The organism is Mycolicibacterium sediminis, assembly GCF_010731735.1.
GTDB lineage: Bacteria > Actinomycetota > Actinomycetes > Mycobacteriales > Mycobacteriaceae > Mycobacterium > Mycobacterium sediminis.
The window spans coordinates 5,777,220-5,796,291 of record NZ_AP022588.1 but is presented as its reverse complement, the minus strand read 5'-3'; the positions used below and the strand labels follow the sequence as shown (position 1 = coordinate 5,796,291).

General features: G+C 69.1%; 21 protein-coding genes. 8 read left to right on the top strand and 13 right to left on the bottom strand.

The window, feature by feature from the left end:
* Positions 1-3: 3 nt before the first annotated feature.
* Positions 4-711 carry a response regulator gene (locus tag G6N64_RS27570; protein ID WP_163800958.1) on the bottom strand — a complete coding sequence of 236 codons (708 nt, stop codon included), beginning with the start codon at positions 709-711 and terminating at the stop codon, positions 4-6.
* Positions 708-2,303: a sensor histidine kinase gene (locus G6N64_RS27565; RefSeq protein ID WP_163800957.1), complete on the bottom strand. Its 1,596-nt coding sequence runs from the start codon at positions 2,301-2,303 to the stop codon at positions 708-710. The genes G6N64_RS27570 and G6N64_RS27565 overlap by 4 nt, the downstream gene beginning before the upstream one ends.
* 116 nt (positions 2,304-2,419) lie before the next feature.
* Between G6N64_RS27565 and G6N64_RS27560 the strand changes: the two genes are divergently transcribed.
* Positions 2,420-3,805 carry a cation:dicarboxylate symporter family transporter gene (locus tag G6N64_RS27560; RefSeq protein ID WP_163800956.1) on the top strand — a complete coding sequence of 462 codons (1,386 nt, stop codon included), beginning with the start codon at positions 2,420-2,422 and terminating at the stop codon, positions 3,803-3,805.
* An 80-nt stretch (positions 3,806-3,885) separates the two neighbouring features.
* Here the strand turns inward: G6N64_RS27560 and G6N64_RS27555 are convergent, their stop codons facing one another.
* Both G6N64_RS27555 and G6N64_RS27550 read right to left on the bottom strand, forming a co-directional pair.
* On the bottom strand, positions 3,886-4,203 hold the full coding sequence (locus G6N64_RS27555) for a hypothetical protein (protein WP_163800955.1): 318 nt from the start codon (positions 4,201-4,203) through the stop codon (positions 3,886-3,888).
* Positions 4,204-4,249: 46 nt separating this feature from the next.
* Positions 4,250-4,567, bottom strand: coding sequence for a hypothetical protein (locus G6N64_RS27550; RefSeq protein WP_163800954.1), 318 nt, complete (start codon positions 4,565-4,567; stop codon positions 4,250-4,252).
* 159 nt (positions 4,568-4,726) lie between these two features.
* Between G6N64_RS27550 and G6N64_RS27545 the strand changes: the two genes are divergently transcribed.
* Complete coding sequence (locus G6N64_RS27545) at positions 4,727-6,355, top strand: fatty acid--CoA ligase (RefSeq protein ID WP_163800953.1); 1,629 nt, start codon at positions 4,727-4,729, stop codon at positions 6,353-6,355.
* A gap of 67 nt (positions 6,356-6,422) precedes the next feature.
* On the opposite strand, the gene G6N64_RS30560 is transcribed toward G6N64_RS27545, so the two are convergent.
* Positions 6,423-6,554, bottom strand: coding sequence for a hypothetical protein (locus G6N64_RS30560; protein WP_264002203.1), 132 nt, complete (start codon positions 6,552-6,554; stop codon positions 6,423-6,425).
* A 57-nt stretch (positions 6,555-6,611) separates the two neighbouring features.
* Between G6N64_RS30560 and G6N64_RS27540 the strand changes: the two genes are divergently transcribed.
* On the top strand, positions 6,612-7,019 hold the full coding sequence (locus G6N64_RS27540; protein WP_163800952.1) for a hypothetical protein: 408 nt from the start codon (positions 6,612-6,614) through the stop codon (positions 7,017-7,019).
* Positions 7,016-7,348 carry a DUF8129 domain-containing protein gene (locus G6N64_RS27535; RefSeq protein ID WP_163800951.1) on the top strand — a complete coding sequence of 111 codons (333 nt, stop codon included), beginning with the start codon at positions 7,016-7,018 and terminating at the stop codon, positions 7,346-7,348. The genes G6N64_RS27540 and G6N64_RS27535 overlap by 4 nt, the downstream gene beginning before the upstream one ends.
* 65 nt (positions 7,349-7,413) lie before the next feature.
* On the opposite strand, the gene G6N64_RS27530 is transcribed toward G6N64_RS27535, so the two are convergent.
* A complete protein-coding gene (locus G6N64_RS27530; RefSeq protein ID WP_163800950.1) occupies positions 7,414-8,325 on the bottom strand; it encodes a manganese catalase in 912 nt (303 codons plus the stop codon).
* A 188-nt stretch (positions 8,326-8,513) separates the two neighbouring features.
* Between G6N64_RS27530 and G6N64_RS27525 the strand changes: the two genes are divergently transcribed.
* Positions 8,514-9,233, top strand: a complete 720-nt coding sequence (locus G6N64_RS27525; protein WP_163800949.1) for a hemerythrin domain-containing protein — start codon at positions 8,514-8,516, stop codon at positions 9,231-9,233.
* Between the two features lie 81 nt (positions 9,234-9,314).
* On the opposite strand, the gene G6N64_RS27520 is transcribed toward G6N64_RS27525, so the two are convergent.
* The 4 genes from G6N64_RS27520 to G6N64_RS27505 form a co-directional block, all read right to left on the bottom strand.
* The gene (locus G6N64_RS27520) at positions 9,315-10,514 is read right to left on the bottom strand and encodes a lipid-transfer protein (protein WP_163800948.1); all 1,200 of its coding nucleotides are present in this window, start codon (positions 10,512-10,514) and stop codon (positions 9,315-9,317) included.
* A 48-nt stretch (positions 10,515-10,562) separates the two neighbouring features.
* Positions 10,563-10,901, bottom strand: coding sequence for a DUF732 domain-containing protein (locus G6N64_RS27515; RefSeq protein WP_163800947.1), 339 nt, complete (start codon positions 10,899-10,901; stop codon positions 10,563-10,565).
* Between the two features lie 129 nt (positions 10,902-11,030).
* Positions 11,031-12,830: a serine/threonine-protein kinase gene (locus G6N64_RS27510; protein WP_163800946.1), complete on the bottom strand. Its 1,800-nt coding sequence runs from the start codon at positions 12,828-12,830 to the stop codon at positions 11,031-11,033.
* Positions 12,831-12,928: 98 nt separating this feature from the next.
* Positions 12,929-14,065: a BTAD domain-containing putative transcriptional regulator gene (locus G6N64_RS27505; protein WP_163800945.1), complete on the bottom strand. Its 1,137-nt coding sequence runs from the start codon at positions 14,063-14,065 to the stop codon at positions 12,929-12,931.
* Positions 14,066-14,165: 100 nt separating this feature from the next.
* On the opposite strand from G6N64_RS27505, the gene G6N64_RS27500 reads away from it, so the two are divergent.
* Entirely contained in the window at positions 14,166-15,221 is a 1,056-nt protein-coding gene (locus tag G6N64_RS27500; RefSeq protein WP_163800944.1) for an NAD(P)H-dependent amine dehydrogenase family protein, read from the top strand.
* 93 nt (positions 15,222-15,314) lie between these two features.
* Here G6N64_RS27500 and G6N64_RS27495 read toward each other — a convergent pair whose 3' ends face one another.
* A complete protein-coding gene (locus G6N64_RS27495) occupies positions 15,315-16,358 on the bottom strand; it encodes a zinc-binding dehydrogenase (RefSeq protein ID WP_163800943.1) in 1,044 nt (347 codons plus the stop codon).
* A gap of 153 nt (positions 16,359-16,511) precedes the next feature.
* Here G6N64_RS27495 and G6N64_RS27490 point away from each other — a divergent pair, with 153 nt between their 5' ends.
* Entirely contained in the window at positions 16,512-17,369 is an 858-nt protein-coding gene (locus G6N64_RS27490; protein ID WP_246230825.1) for a patatin-like phospholipase family protein, read from the top strand.
* 7 nt (positions 17,370-17,376) lie between these two features.
* Here the strand turns inward: G6N64_RS27490 and G6N64_RS27485 are convergent, their stop codons facing one another.
* Complete coding sequence (locus tag G6N64_RS27485; protein ID WP_163795001.1) at positions 17,377-17,598, bottom strand: hypothetical protein; 222 nt, start codon at positions 17,596-17,598, stop codon at positions 17,377-17,379.
* A 186-nt stretch (positions 17,599-17,784) separates the two neighbouring features.
* On the opposite strand from G6N64_RS27485, the gene G6N64_RS27480 reads away from it, so the two are divergent.
* Entirely contained in the window at positions 17,785-18,531 is a 747-nt protein-coding gene (locus tag G6N64_RS27480) for an SDR family oxidoreductase (protein WP_163800942.1), read from the top strand.
* 4 nt (positions 18,532-18,535) lie between these two features.
* Here G6N64_RS27480 and G6N64_RS27475 read toward each other — a convergent pair whose 3' ends face one another.
* Positions 18,536-19,033 (bottom strand): MarR family winged helix-turn-helix transcriptional regulator, encoded by a 498-nt coding sequence (locus G6N64_RS27475; protein ID WP_163800941.1) that lies wholly within the window; start codon positions 19,031-19,033, stop codon positions 18,536-18,538.
* Between the last annotated feature and the right edge of the window lie 39 nt (positions 19,034-19,072).

Here is a 19,072-nt window from a genome sequence, read left to right as displayed (position 1 = left end):
GATTCACCGCCACTGGTAACGCGTCTTCGGACGCCCCTTGCCGTAGTCGGTGTGCCTGATGACGGTGCCGTCGTCGGCGAGTCGCTCGAGGTAGCGCCAGGCGGTGACGCGCGAGACGCCGATCTGCTTGGCGGCCTCGTCGGCCGTGAGACCGTCGGGGTTGTCCCGCACCGCCCTTGCGACGTCGTCGTTGGTCTGCGGGGCCGCACCCTTCGGGGTGGTGGCGCGGTCGTCGACGATGCGGAGTTCGGCCATCGCCCTGTCGACCTCGGCCTGGCTCGCCGCGTCGACCCCCGCCGGCAGCGCCGTCCGGTATCGACGGTAGCGGTCCAGGCGGTCGCGAAAGGCGGCGAACGTGAACGGCTTCAACAGGTAGGCGAGCGCCCCGTGCGCCACCGCGGCGCGCACCATCTCGAGATCGCGCTCCGACGTGATCGCGATGATGTCCGGCGCGGGTCGCAGGCCCGCCAGCGCCGACGCCAGGCTGATCCCGCTGGCATCGGGGAGGCCGAGGTCGAGCAGCACCAGGTCGATGGGATGCTCCCCGGCAGCCGCCTCTGCCGCCGCCTGCATCGCGTCGCGCGCGGTGTGCACGACGGCGACGGCCGAGAAGCCCTCCAGCCGTTCGAGATACGTGCGATGCGCCTCGGCGATCAGCGGTTCGTCCTCGACGATCAGGACCCTGATGGACGACGTCGACGGGGGCGTCACCGCGCGCCGCCCGGAACCGTCACCGTCACCACTGAACCGTAGGTGACGTCGGCGGTCAGCGTGCCGTCATGGCGCAGCACCACCTGCGCGACCAGCGCCAGCCCCAGCCCGTGCTGGTCGGCGTCCGTGCCCGACTTCGTGGAGTAACCGCGCTGCATCGCGCGGGTGAACGTCTCGGCGTCCATGCCGGGTCCACTGTCGGCGACCCGCAGCAGCAGGACGTCGTCGTCGAGGGTCACCGTGACCTCGATCCACGGGTCGTCGCGGTCGCACGCATCCATCGCGTTGTCGACGAGATTGCCGAGCACCGTGGTCATCTCGGTGGCGGAGAGGGGCACCAGGTCGGACGACGACGGCAGGTGCGTGTCCTCGGTGATCGTCAGCGCGATGCCGCGCTCGTCGGCCTGCGCGCTCTTGCCGATCAGCAGCGCCAACAGTGCCGGTTCGCCGACGTCCGCGGACAGCCGATCGACCAGCCGCTGCGAGACGGCGAGTTCCTCGGTCGCGAACGTCACCGCGTCCTCGGGCCTGCCCATCTCCACCATCGTGATCACGGTGTGCAGTTTGTTCGCGGCCTCGTGGGCCTGCGAGCGCAACGAGTCGGTCAGCACCTGCAGTGAACTTAACTCGCCTAGAGCGCCCTGTAATTCGGTCCGGTCGCGGATGGTGACGACCTCCGACGGCCGCGACACCGACGGCCCGCCGACGACCAGTGACCTGTTCACCACCAGCACCCGCTCGTCGGTGACGTGGACCTCGTCGCGGACGCCGGGCTCGTGGCAGCGCAGGAACTCCGGCAGTTCGCCGGGCGTCACCCGCCCCGGCCCGAGCCCGAGGAGGCGGCGGGCCTCGTCGTTGACCAGGACGACGCGGTCGCCGTCGAGGACGACGAGCCCCTCCGAGACCGAGTGCAGGATCGCGTCGTGATGCTCGTACATCACCCGCAGCTCGTCCGGTCGCAGCCCGTGTGTCTGGCGGAACAGGCGCCGCCGGATGGCCCACACCCCCACCAGCGACAGCAGCAGTGCGCCGAGCGCGACGACGGCGATCGTCGGAATCTGCTCACGCCACCGCTGCGCCAGCGTCTGCTGCGTGATGCCCGCCGACACCAGACCCACCACGCGGCCATCGGTGCCGCGCACCGGGACGATCGCCCGCACGGACGGGCCCAGGGTGCCGGTGTACTCCTCGCTGAACGTCTCGCCGCGCAGCGCCGGCTCGACGGTGCCGATGTACTTCCCGCCGATCTGGCGCGGGTCGGTGTGGGTGTACCTCGTCCGGTCCGGCGACATGATCGTGATGAACGCGATGTCGGTGTTCGTCCGAACGGCCTCGGTCACCGGCTGCAACACCTCGGTGGCCCTGTTCGATTCGATGGCCGCGGCGGTCGACGGTGCGTCCGCCACGGCCGTCGCGATGCCGACCACCTGCTGGCGGGCGGCGGCCTCGCCGTCGCGGCGCGCGTCGACCAGCGCCAGCGCGCTACCCGCCAGCACGATCACCGCGATGACCGCGACCTGCAGCGCGATCGCCTGGCCGGCCAGCGAGCTGGGCCTCGAACGACGCCACAGCAGACGCCACCAGCTGCGCATCGCACCTCCGCCGTCACGGCCGAACTAAATGAACTAAAGCGTGACCTGGGTCACGTGGGAGAACATCATCCTTGCAGACCACGAGAACGTGCCCCGAGCCGAAGGAGAACCACCCCATGGCCAATCAGCTGGACGCGGTAGCCCCGCCCGACGAGCCGAAGAAGAAGCGGGACAAGACGCACTGGCTGTACATCGCCGTCATCATCGCCGTCATCGCCGGCGTGATCGTGGGCCTCACGGCTCCCGGCGTCGGCAAGAGTCTCGGCATCCTCGGCACGATGTTCGTCGACCTCATCAAGATGATGATCGCGCCGGTCATCTTCTGCACGATCGTGCTGGGCATCGGCTCGGTCCGCAAGGCCGCCACCGTCGGCAAGGTCGGCGGCCTAGCCTTCGTCTACTTCCTGGTGATGTCGACGTTCGCACTGGCCATCGGCCTGGTCGTCGGCAACATCCTGCATCCGGGAAGCGGTCTGCAGCTCTCGGAGAGTGCGGCGGCCAAGGGTGCCGAGTACGCCGAGACCGCGCACGAGTCCGGCGGTCTGCTCGACTTCGTGCAGGGCATCATCCCCGAGACGCTGTTCTCCTCGTTGACCGAGGGCAGCGTGCTGCAGGCGCTGTTCATCGCACTGCTCGTCGGGTTCGCGCTGCAGGGCATGGGCACCGCGGGCGAGCCGGCGCTGCGGGCCATCGCCTCGCTGCAGAAGCTGGTGTTCAAGGTCCTGGTCATGATCCTGTGGCTGGCCCCGATCGGTGCCTTCGGCGCCATCGCCAACGTCGTCGGTCAGACCGGCTGGACCGCGGTGACGCAGCTGCTGGGCCTGATGCTCGGTTTCTACATCACGTGCGTCATCTTCGTGTTCGGCATCCTGGGCACGATCCTGCGCCTGGTCGCCCACGTGTCGATCTTCAAGCTGGTCCGATACCTGGCTCGCGAATACCTGCTGATCGTGTCGACGTCTTCGTCGGAGTCCGCGCTGCCCCGCCTCATCGCCAAGATGGAGCACCTCGGCGTCGAGCGCACCACCGTCGGCGTCGTGGTGCCGACCGGTTACTCCTTCAACCTCGACGGCACCGCGATCTACCTGACGATGGCGTCGCTGTTCATCGCCGGTGCGCTCGGCGACCCGCTGACGGTGGGCGAGCAGATCGGCCTGCTGGTGTTCATGATCGTCGCCTCGAAGGGTGCCGCCGGTGTCACCGGTGCGGGTCTGGCCACGCTGGCCGGCGGCCTGCAGGCACACCGTCCCGATCTGCTCGACGGCGTCGGCCTGATCGTCGGCATCGACCGGTTCATGTCGGAAGCCCGTGCGCTGACCAACTTCTCGGGCAACGCCGTCGCGACGATCCTGGTCGGGTCCTGGACCCACACGATCGACAAGGACCGTGTCGACCTGGTGTTGCGAGGTGAGGATCCGTTCAACGAGCAGACGATGGTCGACTACGACCACGGTGCACCCGGTGAGATCGAGACACCGGATAAGCTGCCCGCGCGCACGTAGTACGGGAACGCGTCGAGACTACGGTTGTCGATCGATTTCTCCGGAAATCCGTCAGCAACCGTAGTTTCGTCGTCGATCGGTCAGCGCGTGCAGTTCAGTGACACCGAGACCGTCTGGCTCGTCACCTGGGGGACGAGGATTCGGCTGTCGTCGCCGCCCAGCCCGGGACCGACGTAGGGCACCAGCTGGGACGTGGTCTGCGGGTTGCGCACACTGGTGACCACGCACTGGTCGATCGGCGCGCTACCGATCTTGTCGAGCGTGACCGTGTACCCCTGCGACTGCAGTCGCGAGATGACGTCGGTCGCCGATTCCTGAGCGGACGCCAGTCCCACAGGAGCCGCGAGGGCGCCGCAGAATCCGGCTGCCGCCGCGGCGAGGATCCACTTGTTGCGCATGAGCGCCTCCCGTCGTGTCGTGATCATCATTCCCTAGTCGGTCGGGTCACGAGCAATTCAGGGACACCGAGATGGACTTGCTCTTGACGACGGGCACCAGGTCCCAGTCGATGCTGCCGTCGGAGTTGCGGCCGTCGTAGACGCGGACGTACTCGGTGACGGTCTGCGGGTTGCGCACGCCGGTCACGACGCAGTCGTTCAGCGATCCGCTGCCGACCCGGTCGACGTTGACGGTGTAGCCCGAGTTCTGCAGCCGGCTGATCGTCTGCTGCGGCGTCTCCTCGGCATGGGCGATGGCGGCCGGTCCGACGAACACGGCGGCGGTGGCTGCGACGAGTGTGGCGAGTGTGAGTGATGGACGCATGCCGCGCCCCCTTCTGGTCTTGCGTGAATTGATTCCACCATCTACATCGCGCTCACCGGCGAATTCGTTTCCGCCCCGGTGCCCGAATGACCGACATCACCGACGCCCGGCACTACCATCGCGCACACCGACGGCGACATCGAATCGAAGGCGATCGAGATGCACAGCACGATGCAGGACTTCCCCCTGACGGTCACGACGATCCTGCGCCACGCCACCGGGGTGAACGGCGACCGCACCGTCACCACCGCCGTCGGCGACGGCCGCTACCGCACCATCACCTACCGCGAACTCGGCGAGCAGGTGGGCCGGCTCGCCAACGCGTTGCGCGGCCTCGGCATCACCGGTGACCAGCGGGTCGCGACGTTCATGTGGAACAACGCCGAGCACCTCGCGGTGTACCTGGCGGCGCCGTCGATGGGTGCGGTGCTGCACACCCTCAACATCCGTCTCTCGGCGGAGCAGATCGCCTTCATCGCGAACGAGGCCGAGGACTCGGTGATCGTGGCCGACCTGTCGCTGACGGCGCAGCTGGCGCCGGTGCTGCCGCTGCTCGAGACCGTCCACACCGTCATTGCGGTCGGGGAGGGGGACCTGGAGCCGTGGACGGCGTCCGGACTCACCGTGCTGCGCTACGACGAACTGCTCGACGGACTGTCCCCGGACTTCGAGTGGCCCGACCTGGTCGAGACCGACGCCGCGGCGATGTGCTACACCAGCGGCACGACGGGCAACCCGAAGGGCGTTGCGTACAGCCATCGTTCGAGTTACCTCCACTCGACGATGGTGTGCAGCGCGAACGGCATGGGGCTCGGCTTCGACGACTCTGCGCTGCCGATCGTGCCGATGTTCCACGCCAACGCGTGGGGACTGCCGTACGCCGCATTGATGGCGGGTGCGGACCTGGTACTGCCGGACCGCTTCCTGGACGCGCCGTCGCTGATCGATCTCATCGCCTCGCAGCGGCCGACGGTGTCGTGCGCGGTGCCCACGATCTGGAACGACGTCATCCACTGCCTCGCCAAGACGCCCGGCCGGGACATCTCCTCGCTGCGACTGGTCACGTGCGGTGGGTCTGCCGTGCCGCTGTCGATGATGCAGGCCTTCGAGCGCGACCACGGCGTGAAGATCATCCAGGGGTGGGGGATGACGGAGACGTCACCGCTGGCGACCCTGGCCCACGCGCACCGGAGCACGACGGGTGCCGAGCACTGGGCGCTGCGCGTCACCCAGGGCAAGGTCGTGTGCGGGGTGGAGGTGCGCATCGTCGACGAGGCGGGTGACCAGCAGCCGCACGACGGGAAGGCCGTCGGCGAGATCGAGGTCCGCGGTCCGTGGATCACCGGCTCGTACTACCGTGGCCACGACGAGTCCAAGTTCGACGACGGCTGGCTGCGGACCGGCGACGTCGGCCGCGTCGACCCGGCCGGCTACGTGACCCTGACCGACCGGGCGAAGGACGTGATCAAGTCCGGCGGCGAGTGGATCTCCTCGGTGGAGCTGGAGAACCACCTGATAGCCCACCCGGCGGTGCTCGAGGCGGCCGTCGTCGCCGTCCCGGACGAAAGGTGGCAGGAACGTCCGCTGGCCGCTGTCGTGCTCGAGGAGGGCGCGCAGGCCACGCCGGCTGAGCTGCGAGAGTTCCTCGCCGACAAGGTGGTTCGCTGGTGGCTGCCCGAGCGGTGGACGTTCGTCGATCAGGTGCCGCGCACCAGTGTGGGCAAGTACGACAAGAAGACCATCCGGGCCCGGCACGCCGACGGCGAGTACGAGGTCATCACGATCTAGGTCGCCGAGCGCACGCTTCGTGGCGGGCGCACTCGGGCGATGCGTACGTCAAGCGTGCGCTCGGCGTCTAACCCCCGGTCTCGGCGTCGTCGTCCGATCCCTCTGCCTGATCGGACTGCTCGGTGGTCGACTTCACCATGTCGGGATCGGCGTCGGCGTCGTTGTCGCCCGGACCGCCGACTGAATCAGGTCTGCTCATGAGCAGGGCATACCCAGGCGACCGTTTAACAATCCGCCGGACGGCTACGTGTACGGCATGAGTACCGATGACGTGGACACCTCCGCCAACGACCTGGGTGGCGCAGAGGACATGCTGAGCCCGATGGAGTCCACCGACTCCGACGAGGTCCTCAACGCCGACGGCGACGAAGTGGTCGACCCGCCGGAGGACTGGAGCGGCGTCACCAAGAACGGCATGAGCGCCGAGGAGGAGCGCGAGGGCGAGTCGCTCGACCAGCGCCTGGCCGAAGAGGTCCCCGACGTCACGCCCGACGACGTCAATCTCGCGGACGCCGAGGAGCGGGAGAGCGGGGTGATCGACGGGTCCGACGTGGCGCCCGCCGACCCGGGAGTGCACCACGGTCAGATCGACGGCGCCCCCGAGGACGGGGACTCGCTGTTCCAGGTGGTCGATGACGTGACGAGAGAGGTCGATGAGCCATGACGAACACCGAACTACCCCTGCCCGACTACGACGCGATGTCGATCGGCGACCTACGTAGCCGGATCCGCTCGCTCGACGCGGACCAACTGCTGACGGTGCTCACCTACGAGGCCGGCCACGCCGCCCGCGTGCCGGTGCTCGAGATACTCGAGGCCCGGCAGCGAGAGCTGGAGGGCGGCGCGGAACCCTCGCCGGGCAACCCCATGAACGCGCCGAGTGGGCAGTCGTCGTCCGGCGGCTCGCCCGTCCAGGAATCCACAGCAGCAGAACCGAATACGCCGCTGCGGCACGGCGTCGCGCAGCAGACGCCGAACCGCGGACTGCCCTGATGCGCCTGGCGTAGACGAAGGTGCCGGCCCATCCTCGGATGGACCGGCACCCGCCGTCGTGCGACTCAGGTCTTGTCGGGGTCGACCGCGTCCTTCAGCTTGCCCATCACGCCCTTCTCCGTGCCGAAGGACGGCGTCCGCGGCTCGCCCATGCCACCGTCGTAGGTGCAGTAGAGCTTCGGGTCCGGCGGTGGGCCGGACTGACGATCGCCCAGGGGTTGCGGATCGGCGAGGAACTTTCCGGTGTGCCGGCCGTCGGGCAGCGGGCCGTTGGCCCACCGTCCCTTGTCGGACTCGGTCCCGTCGGACAGGTGCCACAGCGTGCTGGCGTGCTCCTCGAACTCCTCGTCCATCAGGTCGTTCGGTGCCACGACGTCCTCCAGTCCGTCGGCCTGCAGTTCCTCGATGGCCGCGAGCCGCATGTTCTGGTGGTAGGTGTCACGCGCGAGGTTGAACTTCAGCATCGCCTTGACGCCCGGGTCGTCGGTCATGTGCCACAGGCGCGCGGTCTGCACGCGGCCCTGCGATTCGGCCGCGACGTTGGCGCGGAAGTCGGCCAGCAGGTTGCCCGACGCCACGATGAACTTGCCGTTCCACGGTGACCCCTGGCTGTCCGAGAGCGTCGGAGCGCCGCCGGAGACGATGGCGTGCTGCGGGTCCATGCCGCCCATGACCGCGGCGACGACCGGATCGCCCAGCGCATTCTTGGTGGAATCGGTGGCGGGAGCACTCTCCAGCAGTCGGGCGATCATCGTCGCGATCATCTCGACGTGGCCGATCTCCTCGGTCGCGATGTCCATGATGAGGTCCTTGTACTTCCCCTTCATGCGACAGTTCCAGCCCTGCATCAGGTACTGCATCGTCACGGTCATCTCGCCGTACGCGCCTCCGAGCAGCTCCTGCAGCTTGCGCGCGTACACGGGATCCGGCTTCTCCGGTTTGACGTCGAACTGCATGTAGTCGGTATGGCGGAACATCGCTTACTCCCATCGAGACTCGGTCGTGCGGTCCGGTACGCGCTACCCGAGGGAGGTGCCGGGAAACGGCCGCCGACGAAGATTCCATTGCGAGAAGCGGTATTTCGCATTGGGGATGGTCCTTCGGTAATCGGAGGGATTGGGTGGGCGATGGGCGGGCATCGCGTGACCACAGGAAGGGGGGCCCGATGACTCGATCCCTGGCCCAACAGAATGAGTCCGAACTCGGTGGCTCGCTGAGCGTGCTCGTTCGCCAGAAACGCGACCACGTCGAACTCGACCGGTTGCTGCACGCCATCGACGGGTCGACGGGTGCGCACCGTCGGGAACTGCTGAACCGGTTGTGCCGCCTGGTGTTTCCGCATGCCTTCGCCGAGGAGTCGGTGCTCTGGCCGGCCCTGCGCAAGATGGTGCCCGACGGCGAGGCGCTGACGCTCGAGATCGAACGCGAGCACCAGGAGATCAACGAGCTGTTCACCGAACTCGAGACGCTGGCACCCGACTCGGCCGAGCACCACGCGCTGTGGACGCGCATCGTCACCCTGCTGCGCGAGGACGTCCGCGACGAGGAGGACCGGCTCTTCCCCCAACTGCAGGCCGTCGCCTCGCCGCGAACGCTGGCCGCCCTCGGGGTGGCGTGGGAGGCGGTGCGGCGGACGGCGCCGACCCGGCCCCACCCGGTCGTTGCGCGGCGTCCACCCGGCAACGCCGTCGCCGCGCTGCCGCTGACGCTCATCGACCGCAGTCGAGACCACCTCGACCGGCTGGCGCGCAGCCGGTGGTCCCGAGGCGCCGCGGTCGGCGGCCGGGTCAGTGGAGTACTGGCCCGGGTGGCCGGCGCGATCGAGCACGTCCCGCCGCTGACGCGCGGCGAGGATCCCAGCACGTCGACGGAGAACCGCCACTGACCCTCCCCGCCGAGTGTCGTGCCGCGTCACGCTTCTCGCGAAATGCCGTGGCGGTAAGCGACGTTCGGCGCAGAGAAGGGGCTAGCGGGTGGCGCGCTGGTAGGCGGTGACGACGGCCGCCCCGCCGAGGCCGATGTTGTGCTGCAGGGCCGCGGTGACGCCGTCGACCTGACGCTTGTCGGCGGTGCCGCGTAGCTGCCACGTCAGCTCCGCGCACTGCGCCAGGCCCGTGGCGCCGAGCGGGTGGCCCTTGGAGATCAGCCCGCCCGAGGGGTTGACGACCCACCGGCCGCCGTAGGTGGTGTCGCCGTCGTCGATGAGCCCGGGCGCCTCGCCCTCGCCGCAGAGGCCGAGCGCCTCGTACAGCAGCAGCTCGTTGGCGCTGAAGCAGTCGTGCAGCTCGATCACCTGGAAGTCGTCGGGCCCGAGACCCGATTGGTCGTAGACCCGTTGCGACGCTTGGACGTTCATGTCGTAGCCGATGACGTTCGCGGCGCTGCCGTCGAAGGTGCTGGCGAAGTCGGTGGTCATCGCCTGCCCGACGATCTCGACGGCCTGCTCGGCGAGTCCGTGGCGGCTGACGTAGTCCTCGCTCACCACGATGGCCGCGCCCGATCCGTCGGAGGTCGGCGAGCACTGCAGCTTGGTCAGCGGGTCGGAGATCATCCGAGCGGACAGGATGTCGTCGAGCGAGTACTCCTTCTGGAACTGCGCGTACGGGTTGTTCACCGAGTGCTTGTGGTTCTTGTGGCCGATCTTCGCGAAGTGCTCGGCCGTGGTGCCGTACTTCTTCATGTGCTCTCGTCCGGCCGCCCCGAACATCCACGGCGCCACGGGGAAGGCGAACTCGTCGATCGCGGCGAGGGCCTTGATGTGGTTGCCCAGGGGTGACTCCCGGTCCTCGGCGCCGCCGCTCAGTGCGCCCGGCTGCATCTTCTCGAAGCCCAGGGCGATGACGCAGTCGGCCAGCCCACCCCGGATCGACTGTGCGGCAAGGTAGAGCGCCGTGGATCCCGTCGAGCAGTTGTTGTTGACGTTGACGATCGGGATGCCGGTCATCCCCAGCTCGTACAGCGCCCGCTGGCCGGACGTCGAGTCGCCCGAGCAGTAGCCGACGAAGCCCTGCTCGACTTCGGAGTAGGCGATGCCGGCGTCCTCGAGTGCCTTGGTGCCGGACTCCTTGGCCATCTGCGGGTAGTCCCAGCCCTCACGGCGGCCGGGCTTCTCGAACTTCGTCATCCCGACTCCGACGACGAACACCCGATTGTTGGCCTTTGGCATGACTCTCCCTTCGCGACGTTGCGTGTTCTGCAACATACCGCGAGCACGTCAGGTGAAGAGGTCGGTGTACTCCGGGCAGTAGTTGTCCACCGCGGACACGACGAACACCGCCGCCTGTCGCCGGGTGAGGTCGGTGTTGGTCAGGATGTCCGCGCCGAGTTCGGGCAGGGAGACGCCGTCGTCGAGGGCCGCGCACACGTAGTGCGCGTTCGAGATCGCGGACGCGGGCTCGTCGAACCCGATGCCCTCGCTGGTGATGTCGGTGAGGAAGGCGTCGTCCACCGAGCGCAGTGCGCCCGCGGTGCCCGCGGTGCCCAGGACGGCCGCGCCGAGGGCGCCCACTGCGACGGCGGTCGCGGCGACGGTGCGGAAGAGGTGAGTGGCCATCGATGCTCCCGGTGACTGGGATCCGGACGGTTCCGGACTGACGTCACTCTCGGGCCAGGCGCTTGACGGATCCTTGTCGAATCCTTGGGGTCGAATCCTCGGGGTCGAATTCTCGGAGGCTTCTCGGCCTCAGCTGTACTCGAGCCACCAGGTGTGCAGGTCGTCGATGGTGGGGCCCTGCACGTCGGCGAGGAGCAGGTCGTCGTTCTGGGTCCACATCACGTCGGCGTTGCCCTGGTAGGTGCCGCATGCCACCTGACCGGCCACGACGTCGGGGGAGCGCTTGTAGTTCCACTCGGCCGGCGAATCGAGTTCGGCGGACGGGCAGCGGAAGAGTTCGTCGTTCGACGCGATCGACTCGTTGAATGCCTGGGTGAGCTGATCCAGGGTGGCGAACAGCGAGTAGCGGGCGGTCTGCGGACCGCCGGGCTGGGTGGACACCCCGCAGTCGACGGTGGCGAGCGCACCGGTGACGGGCGGCGAGGTCACCTCGCAGACGCTGTCCGGGTAGCCCGACGGGACGAGCGCCATCAACGTCGATCCGAAGGAGTCCGGGTTGTCGGGTTCCGTCGTGGGAGTACGGGTGCGCGACGGCGCCGACCGCTCGGGGGTCGACTTCTTGGTGGTGCTGGCCGCCGTGAGCGTCGAGGGACCCGACGGGGAGTCGTCGGAGTCGGTGGCCAGGAAGACGCCGATGGCGGCGAGGGCGAGAACGACGACCCCGCTGACCGCGGCGATCGGGATCCGCGGCACCTTCTTGCCGGTCGGGTCCTTCGGCGGTGGCGCGCCGGGCGGCGGGGGTGGCCCTCCCGGCGGGCCCCAGGCCGGCGGGCCGCCGGTCGGTCCCGATGCGAATCCGTAGGCGGCGGGCGTGGCGGGGAACGCGCCGGGAGTCGCGCCCGGCGGTGGTGGTGGCGCGGCCGGGAACGGTCCCGGGGTGGCGCCGTAGGGGACCGGTGGTGGCGTGGCGGCCGGGTACGGGCCGGGGGTCGCGCCGTACGGTGCGACCGGAGGCGGGCCGGCCGGTAGCGGGGTGGGTCCGAGCATCGTGGCGGCTTCGCCGCGCTGCAGGATGGTCTCCGCCTGGTCCTGGTCCCGGGCGGTCAACGCCTCGGTGGCAGCCATCGCGAGGTCGCCGGCCGACGCGTACCGCTCACCGGGCTTCTTCGCCATGCCGCGCGCGATCACCGCGTCGAACGCGGTGGGGATGCCGGGACGTTCGACGCTGGGCCGTGGGATCGGCTGCATGAGGTGGGCGGTGATCACCACGCTGACGCTGTCGCCCGCATAGGGTTGCGACCCGGCCAGGCACTCGTAGAGGACGCAGGCCAGCGCGTAGACGTCGGCACGGTAGGTGACCTCGTCGTTGGTGAAGCGCTCCGGTGCCATGTAGGCGTACGTGCCCACGGCCGTACCGAGTTCGGTCAGTTTCTCGTCGCTGGCGGCGTTCGCGATGCCGAAGTCGACGAGGTAGGCGAAGTCGTCCCTGGTGATGAGGATGTTCTCGGGTTTCACGTCGCGGTGCATGATCCCGCTCTCGTGTGCGGCGTCCAGCGCGGAGGCGATCTGGCGCACGATGGCGACGGCGCGGGCAGGCGTCATCGGCCCGAAGTTCTTGAGCAGCTTGCGCAGATCGGCGCCGTTGATCATCCGCATGTCGACGAAGAGGGTCCCGTCGACCTCGCCGTAGTCGTGGATCGGGACGACGTGGGGTTCCTGGAGGCGGCCGGCGGAGTGGGCCTCGCGCTGCAGGCGCTTGCGGAACACCGGATCGTGAGACACGCCCTCCGGCAGCAACTTCAGTGCGACGACGCGGTCCTTGACGGTGTCCTCCGCCTCGTAGACCTCGCCCATGCCGCCCTTGCCGATCAGCCGCAGGAGGCGGTACGGGCCGAACTGGGTGCCTTCCCGCGACGTGGGCTCGCTCATGTGCGCGTCTCCTCGGGCGTGGGCACCGTAACGCTCGTCGACCGAGCCAGCTAACACCCTAGTGCCTGCTGAGCGGCCCTACGGGCAAAATCAAGCGATCAAGATCGGCCGACGTCGAGCACGAACTCGTGGGCGCAGACGCGGATCAGGTCGCCGTCGTCGAGGGTCGCCGTGCCACGGATGCGCTGGCGCTCGACGTCGACGCCGTTGGCCGAGCGCAGGTCGGTGATCACGAAGCTGGTGCCGGTGTCGATGACGACCGCGTGATGGCGGCTGACGTTCGCGTCGTCGAGCACGATGTCGTTGTCCGGGAGCCGTCCGATCCTGGTGGCCGCGGCGGTCAGTGGGAAGACCCGACCCGCGTTGACGCCCGCTACGGCCCGCAACGACGCAGGGGCGGTCTGGTCCTCGACTGAGGTCCGCAGGTCGATGCCCGCCACCTGGTGAACGGCCGTGGTCTGTGCCGTCTTTCGCGCGTTCAGCGGCTCCTGGCGGAGGATGCGCTGATGCAGCGCGCGGATGGTCGGGCCTGGATCGATGCCGAGGTCGTCGGCGAGCGTGCGCTTGAGGCGCTGATGGGCGTCGAGGGCGTCGGACTGCCGCTCCGCCAGGTAGTACGCGGCAATCAGCTTCGCCCACAGCGGTTCTCGGTAGGGATGCTCGGCGACGAGCGACTCCAGGTCGCCGATCACGCCGTGGCCGCGGTTGCAGGCGATCTCGGCCTCGGCCCGGGCGGTGTGCACCACCACCTTGTCCTCGACGAGGGCGACGGCGAAGGGGGCGACGAAGTCGAAGTCGCGCAGGTCCTCGAGGACCGGGCCGCGCCACTGCGACAGTGCGTCCCGAAGGAGACGGCTGGCCTGCTCGAACTGGCCGGCGGCGGCGGCCTGTACGCCGGCGTTCTTGAAGGCGACGAATCGCCCGATGTCGCACGAGGCGTCGGGCACGGCGAGCCGGTAGCCGGGTGGAGCGCCGGCCAGGGCGCTCTTGGCGTCGAGACCTGCTCCCGCCAGGAGCCGCCGCAGGTTGGAGACGTAGGAGTGCAGGCTGGCCTTCGGCTCCGGCGGCGGGAACTGCTCCCAGGCGGCGTGGACCAGCGACTCGGCGGCGACCGGGCGATTGCGATTCATGACGAGCACGGCGAGGACCGCCCGCTGCTTGGGCGTGCCCAGGGGCAACGGTGCGCCGTCGGCCGTGATCTGCAGCGGCCCGAGTACCCCGAAGTCGAGAACCATCGCTTCCGATTGTGCGCCCCGGCGCCGTCCCGTGGTGTAGATCTTGAGTAGAACGTGTTCTAGTTCAGCGCCCGTCGGCGCTGCGAGAGGAGTGTCATCGATGGCGTTGCGGGTGGTGCAGTGGGCGACCGGTGGCGTGGGGGTGGCAGCCATCAGGGGAGTGCTCGAGCATCCCGACCTCGAACTCGTCGGATGCTGGGTGCACTCGAAGGCCAAGGGCGGCAGGGACGTCGGCGAACTCGTCGGCCTCGAACCGACCGGCGTCACGGCGACCACCAGCGTCGAGGACATCCTCGCCCTCGAGGCCGACGCCGTCCTCTACTCCCCGCTGATGCCCGACCCCGCCGAGGTCGCAGCGCTGCTGCGCTCGGGAAAGAACGTCGTCACGCCCGTCGGCTGGTTCTACCCGGGCGCCACGGAGTCCGGCCCGCTGCGCACCGCCGCCGAGGAGGGTGGCGTCACCCTGCACGGCACCGGAATCGCGCCGGGCGGCATCAGCGACAAGTTCCCGCTGATGATGTCGATCATGTCCACCGGTGTGACATTCGTTCGTGCCGAGGAGTTCTCGGATCTGCGCACCTACGACGCACCCGACGTCGTGCGGCACGTGATGGGCTTCGGCGACACCCCGGAGAAGGCGCTGAGGGGACCGATGCAGAAGCTCCTCGACGGCGGATTCATCCAGTCCGTCAAGATGATCGTCGACACCGTGGGCTTCGCGGCCGACCCTCGGATCCGCGCCACCCAGGAGATCGCCGTCGCCACCGCGCCCATCGCGTCCCCGATCGGCGCGATCGAGCCCGGCCAGGTCGCCGCGCGGAAGTTCCACTGGGAGGCGCTCGTCGGTGACGAGGTGGTCGTCCGCGTCACCGTGAACTGGTTCATGGGTCAGGAGCACCTGGACCCGCCGTGGACGTTCGGCCCGGCCGGGGAGCGCTACGAGATGGAGGCCAAGGGCAACCCGGACTTCGCCGTGACCATCAAGGGATTCCAGCCCGAGAGCGTCGACGAGGGCCTCGAGAGCAACAACGGGATCGTCGCGACCGCGGCGCACTGCGTCAACTCGATCCCCGCGGTGTGCGCCGCTGCGCCGGGCATCGCCACCTACCTCGACCTGCCGCTGATCAGCGGGAAGGCCGCCCCGCACCTGCGCTAGCGGTCGCCACGCGTCCGCCGAACCGGAGAGTCACGTCGTTGGTCGTCGGCGATGGCGACGTGACTCTCCAGTTCGGCGTGTGTGGGCAATCTGCTACGGCTGCACCAGGATCCGGATCGGGTCGCCGTCGGCACGGTCGAGCTTGTCGATGCCCGCGGCCACGTCCTCGAGCGGCACGATCGCGCTGATGGACCGGGACAGGTCCAGCCGGCCGCGCGAGACGAGCGTGGCGAGCGTGCCGATGTCGGCGTTCTGGTAGCCGAGGTGGCCCAGCACCTGGCGCTTGAACAGGTTGAAGAAGGCGGTGGGGCCGATGTCCGGAGTGTCGGCGCTCATGCCGACACCGACCATGCGGCCGCCCACGGTCAGGCTGTTGAGGGCCTGCTCGAACGTCGACTTGATGCCGACCGCGTCGAACGCGACGTCCAGGTTGCGGCCACCGGTCGCCTCGGCGATCTTCGCGGCGAGGTCGTCGTCGCGCGCATCGAAGGCGTAGTCGGCGCCGACGGCGAGGGCCCGCTCGAGGATGGCGGGCTTCACGTCCACGGCGATGATGGGCGCCGCCCCGACCAGCCGTGCCAACTGCACCATGTGCGTGCCCAGTCCTCCGACGCCCCAGACGCCGACCGACTCGCCCACGCCGACCGCCGCGGTCCGGACGACGGCACCGAACGGCGTCGACACCGCGTCGGCGAGGATCGCGGCCTGCTCCAGCGGCACGTTGTCGGGAACCCGGGTGAGTCCGAAGGCCTGCGCGACGGTGTACTCGGCCCAGCCGCCGTCGTAGGCGAACGCCATCAGCTGGATCCGCAGACAGTTCGACAGGTCGCCGCGCATGCAGTTCGGGCAGGACAGGCACGGCTTGCCCGCGGCGACCACGACGCGGTCGCCCTCGGTCCACCCGGTCACCCCGGGTCCGAGCTTCGCGACGGTTCCGGACGTCTCGTGTCCCTGCGTCACGACCGGCAGCTGCGAGGGGAACGTGCCGTTGATGAGGCTGAGGTCGGAGTGGCAGATGCCGCAGAACGCCACCTTGACGAGGACCTCGCCAGGCCCGGGTTCAGGGATCGGAACGTCCTCCACCGCAATCGTTCTGGTGTCCGAGTAGAACCTCTGCGCGCGCATCGTGTCAGGCATGTCGCTCCGTCCGTCGCGTGTCCGGATGGACCCGGACACCGTCGTCGTCATTGTCGCACCGCGCCGGTGGCGGGCTTTCGGCCCGTCGTGGAATCGGCTGCCGAGTGCCCGGCGGAGCCATCGGCGGTGGCGGCTTTGGCACACTGGTTCCCCGTGACCACACGCGGACTCGTACTGGCAGGCGGCGGACTGGCGGGCATCGCCTGGGAGACCGGGATCCTGTGCGGCATCGCCGACGAGGCGCCCGACGTGGCGGCGGCACTGGTGGCGTCCGACGTCCTGGTCGGGACGTCGGCGGGATCGACGGTCGCGGCCCAGCTGGGCAGCGGCGTCCCACTGGAGGAGTTGTTCGAGCGGCAGGTGGCCGAGCAGTCCCACGAGATCGACTCCGGCGTCGACATCGCGGCCATCACCGAACTGTTCGTCGATGCGATGCTCGACCCGAATGCCGGCGACGCCGACAAGCTGCGACGGATCGGGGAGATCGCCGTCTCCATCGACACGGTCCCAGAAGCGTTGCGGCGCTCGGTGATCGAGCATCGACTGCCGTCGCACGAGTGGTCCGACCGGACGGTGCGGGTGACGGCCATCGACGTCGCGACGGGTGAGCTGGTGGTGTTCGACTCGCGCTCCGGCGTCGGCCTCGTCGACGCGGTGGCCGCCAGCTGCGCGGTCCCCGGTGCCTGGCCGCCGGTCACCATCGGCGGGCGGCGTTACATGGATGGCGGCGTCGGCAGCTCGGTCAACGTGGGAGTGGCGGCCGACTGCGACGCGATCGTCGCGCTGGTGCCCGCGGGGGCAGACGCACCGTCCCCGTTCGGAGGGGGCGCAGCGCGTGAGGTCGCCGGCTTCGGGGGCAGCGCTCTCGCGGTGTTCGCCTCGGATGCGTCACTCGAGGCATTCGGCCCGAACCCGCTCGATCCGGCGTGCCGGGTTCCGTCGGCGCGAGCCGGACGCGAGCAGGGACGTCGCGAGGCAGGACGCGTCGCGACGTTCCTGGGTGTCAGGTAGGTCCGGCTCAGCAGCCGATGCGGCTGAAGAAGGCGACGGCGACGAGGCCGATGATGAAGGCGACCGTGGGCTGACCGCTGGTGAGCGCGACCACCACTCCGGAGATCGCGGCGACGGCGATGAGCAGCAGCAGCAGGCCCATCAGCACGCGCATGCCGCTGATGGATCCGCCGGCAGCGGGGGGCAGCGCGGTCTTGGGCTGTAACCCCTCGTCCTGCGATCCAAACATCTTTCGGTCCTCTCAAAGAGTGATGCGGGACACAGCATAACCCGGTTTGTGATTCACGCCACTACATCTAGATCGGCTAAATGTTCTGTGTCGCCGGTGGTCTCGGCATTCCGGGGGCGGCGTCGCGGAATAACGTGACATGTCACCTAGTTGTGCTGAGCGGACCAACCAACGAAGGAGACCGTCATGGGAACACTGAACGACAAGACGATCCTGGTGACCGGCGGTACGTCCGGCATCGGACTCGCCACGGCGCGACGCCTGATCGACGAGGGCGCACACGTCTTCGTCACCGGACGCACCCAGGCCAGGGTCGACGAGGCCGCGGCGACACTGGGTGACGGGGTCACCGGGGTGCGCAGCGACATCACCGTCCTCGAGGATCTCGACCACCTCGTCGAGCAGATCGCGGCACGCGGCAACGGACTCGACGGGCTCTTCACCAATGCGGGCGGCGGCGAGTTCGCGACCCTCGAGGACGAGACGCCCGAGCATCTCGCGGATACGTTGAACCGCAACGTCGGTGGCACCGTCTTCACGGTGCAGAAGGTGCTGCCGCTACTGAATCCCGGCGCATCGATCGTCCTCGCGGGCTCGACCGCCGCCACCAGGGGTGTGCCGGCGTTCGGCGCCTACGCCGCGTCCAAGGCTGCGGTCCGCTCGCTGGGCCGGACCTGGGCCGCGGAACTCGCCGACCGGGGAATCCGGGTCAACACCGTCGTGCCCGGCCCCACCGAGACGCCCGGGCTCGTCGAACTCGTGCCCGCCGATCAGCGGCAGGCGCTGCTCGACGAGCAGGCCGCCGACGTCGTGCAGAAGCGCGTGGGTGCACCGGAGGAGATCGCCGCGGCCGTGGCGTTTCTCCTCTCGGACTCGAGCAGCTTCATGACCGGTTCCGAGGTGTTCGTCGACGGCGGCTCCAACCAGGTCTAGTTGGTCAGAGCACGTCCGGGCGCGGCAGGGTGCCCTCGCGCAGCAGGTTCTCGTACACCGTGGCGAGAATGGCGGCGAGGGCATCCTCCTGCGCCTGATCCGTGTCGGAGAAGAAGCTCCGCCTGACCCACGCCGCATGCACGGGAGCCGCCTCGCGAAGGCGCTCCCACCCCGCGGCGCCCAGGACGACGTCGGTACCGCGGCCGTCGGTCTCGGACGCGGCGCGTGTGACGAGGTCGCGCCGCGCCATGCGGAGCAGGTGGTGGGACAGCCGGCTGCGCTCCCACCCGATCGTGGTGGCGAGCGCCGTCAGCTGCATGCGATGGCCCGGTGCGTGCGAGAGGGCATTGAGCACCGTGTAGTCGCCCATCGACATCCCGCAGTCCGTCTGCAGGTGCCGGTTCATCTCGTATTCGAGACGGTGGTGGACGCGCATGTACTCCAGCCACGCCGTCTGCTGAGACGGGGAGAGTGGGTACGGGTCCTCCGCTTCGGGCGGCATCTCGGTGGCCTTCCGCTGGCCGTGATTTAAAGGGACGGA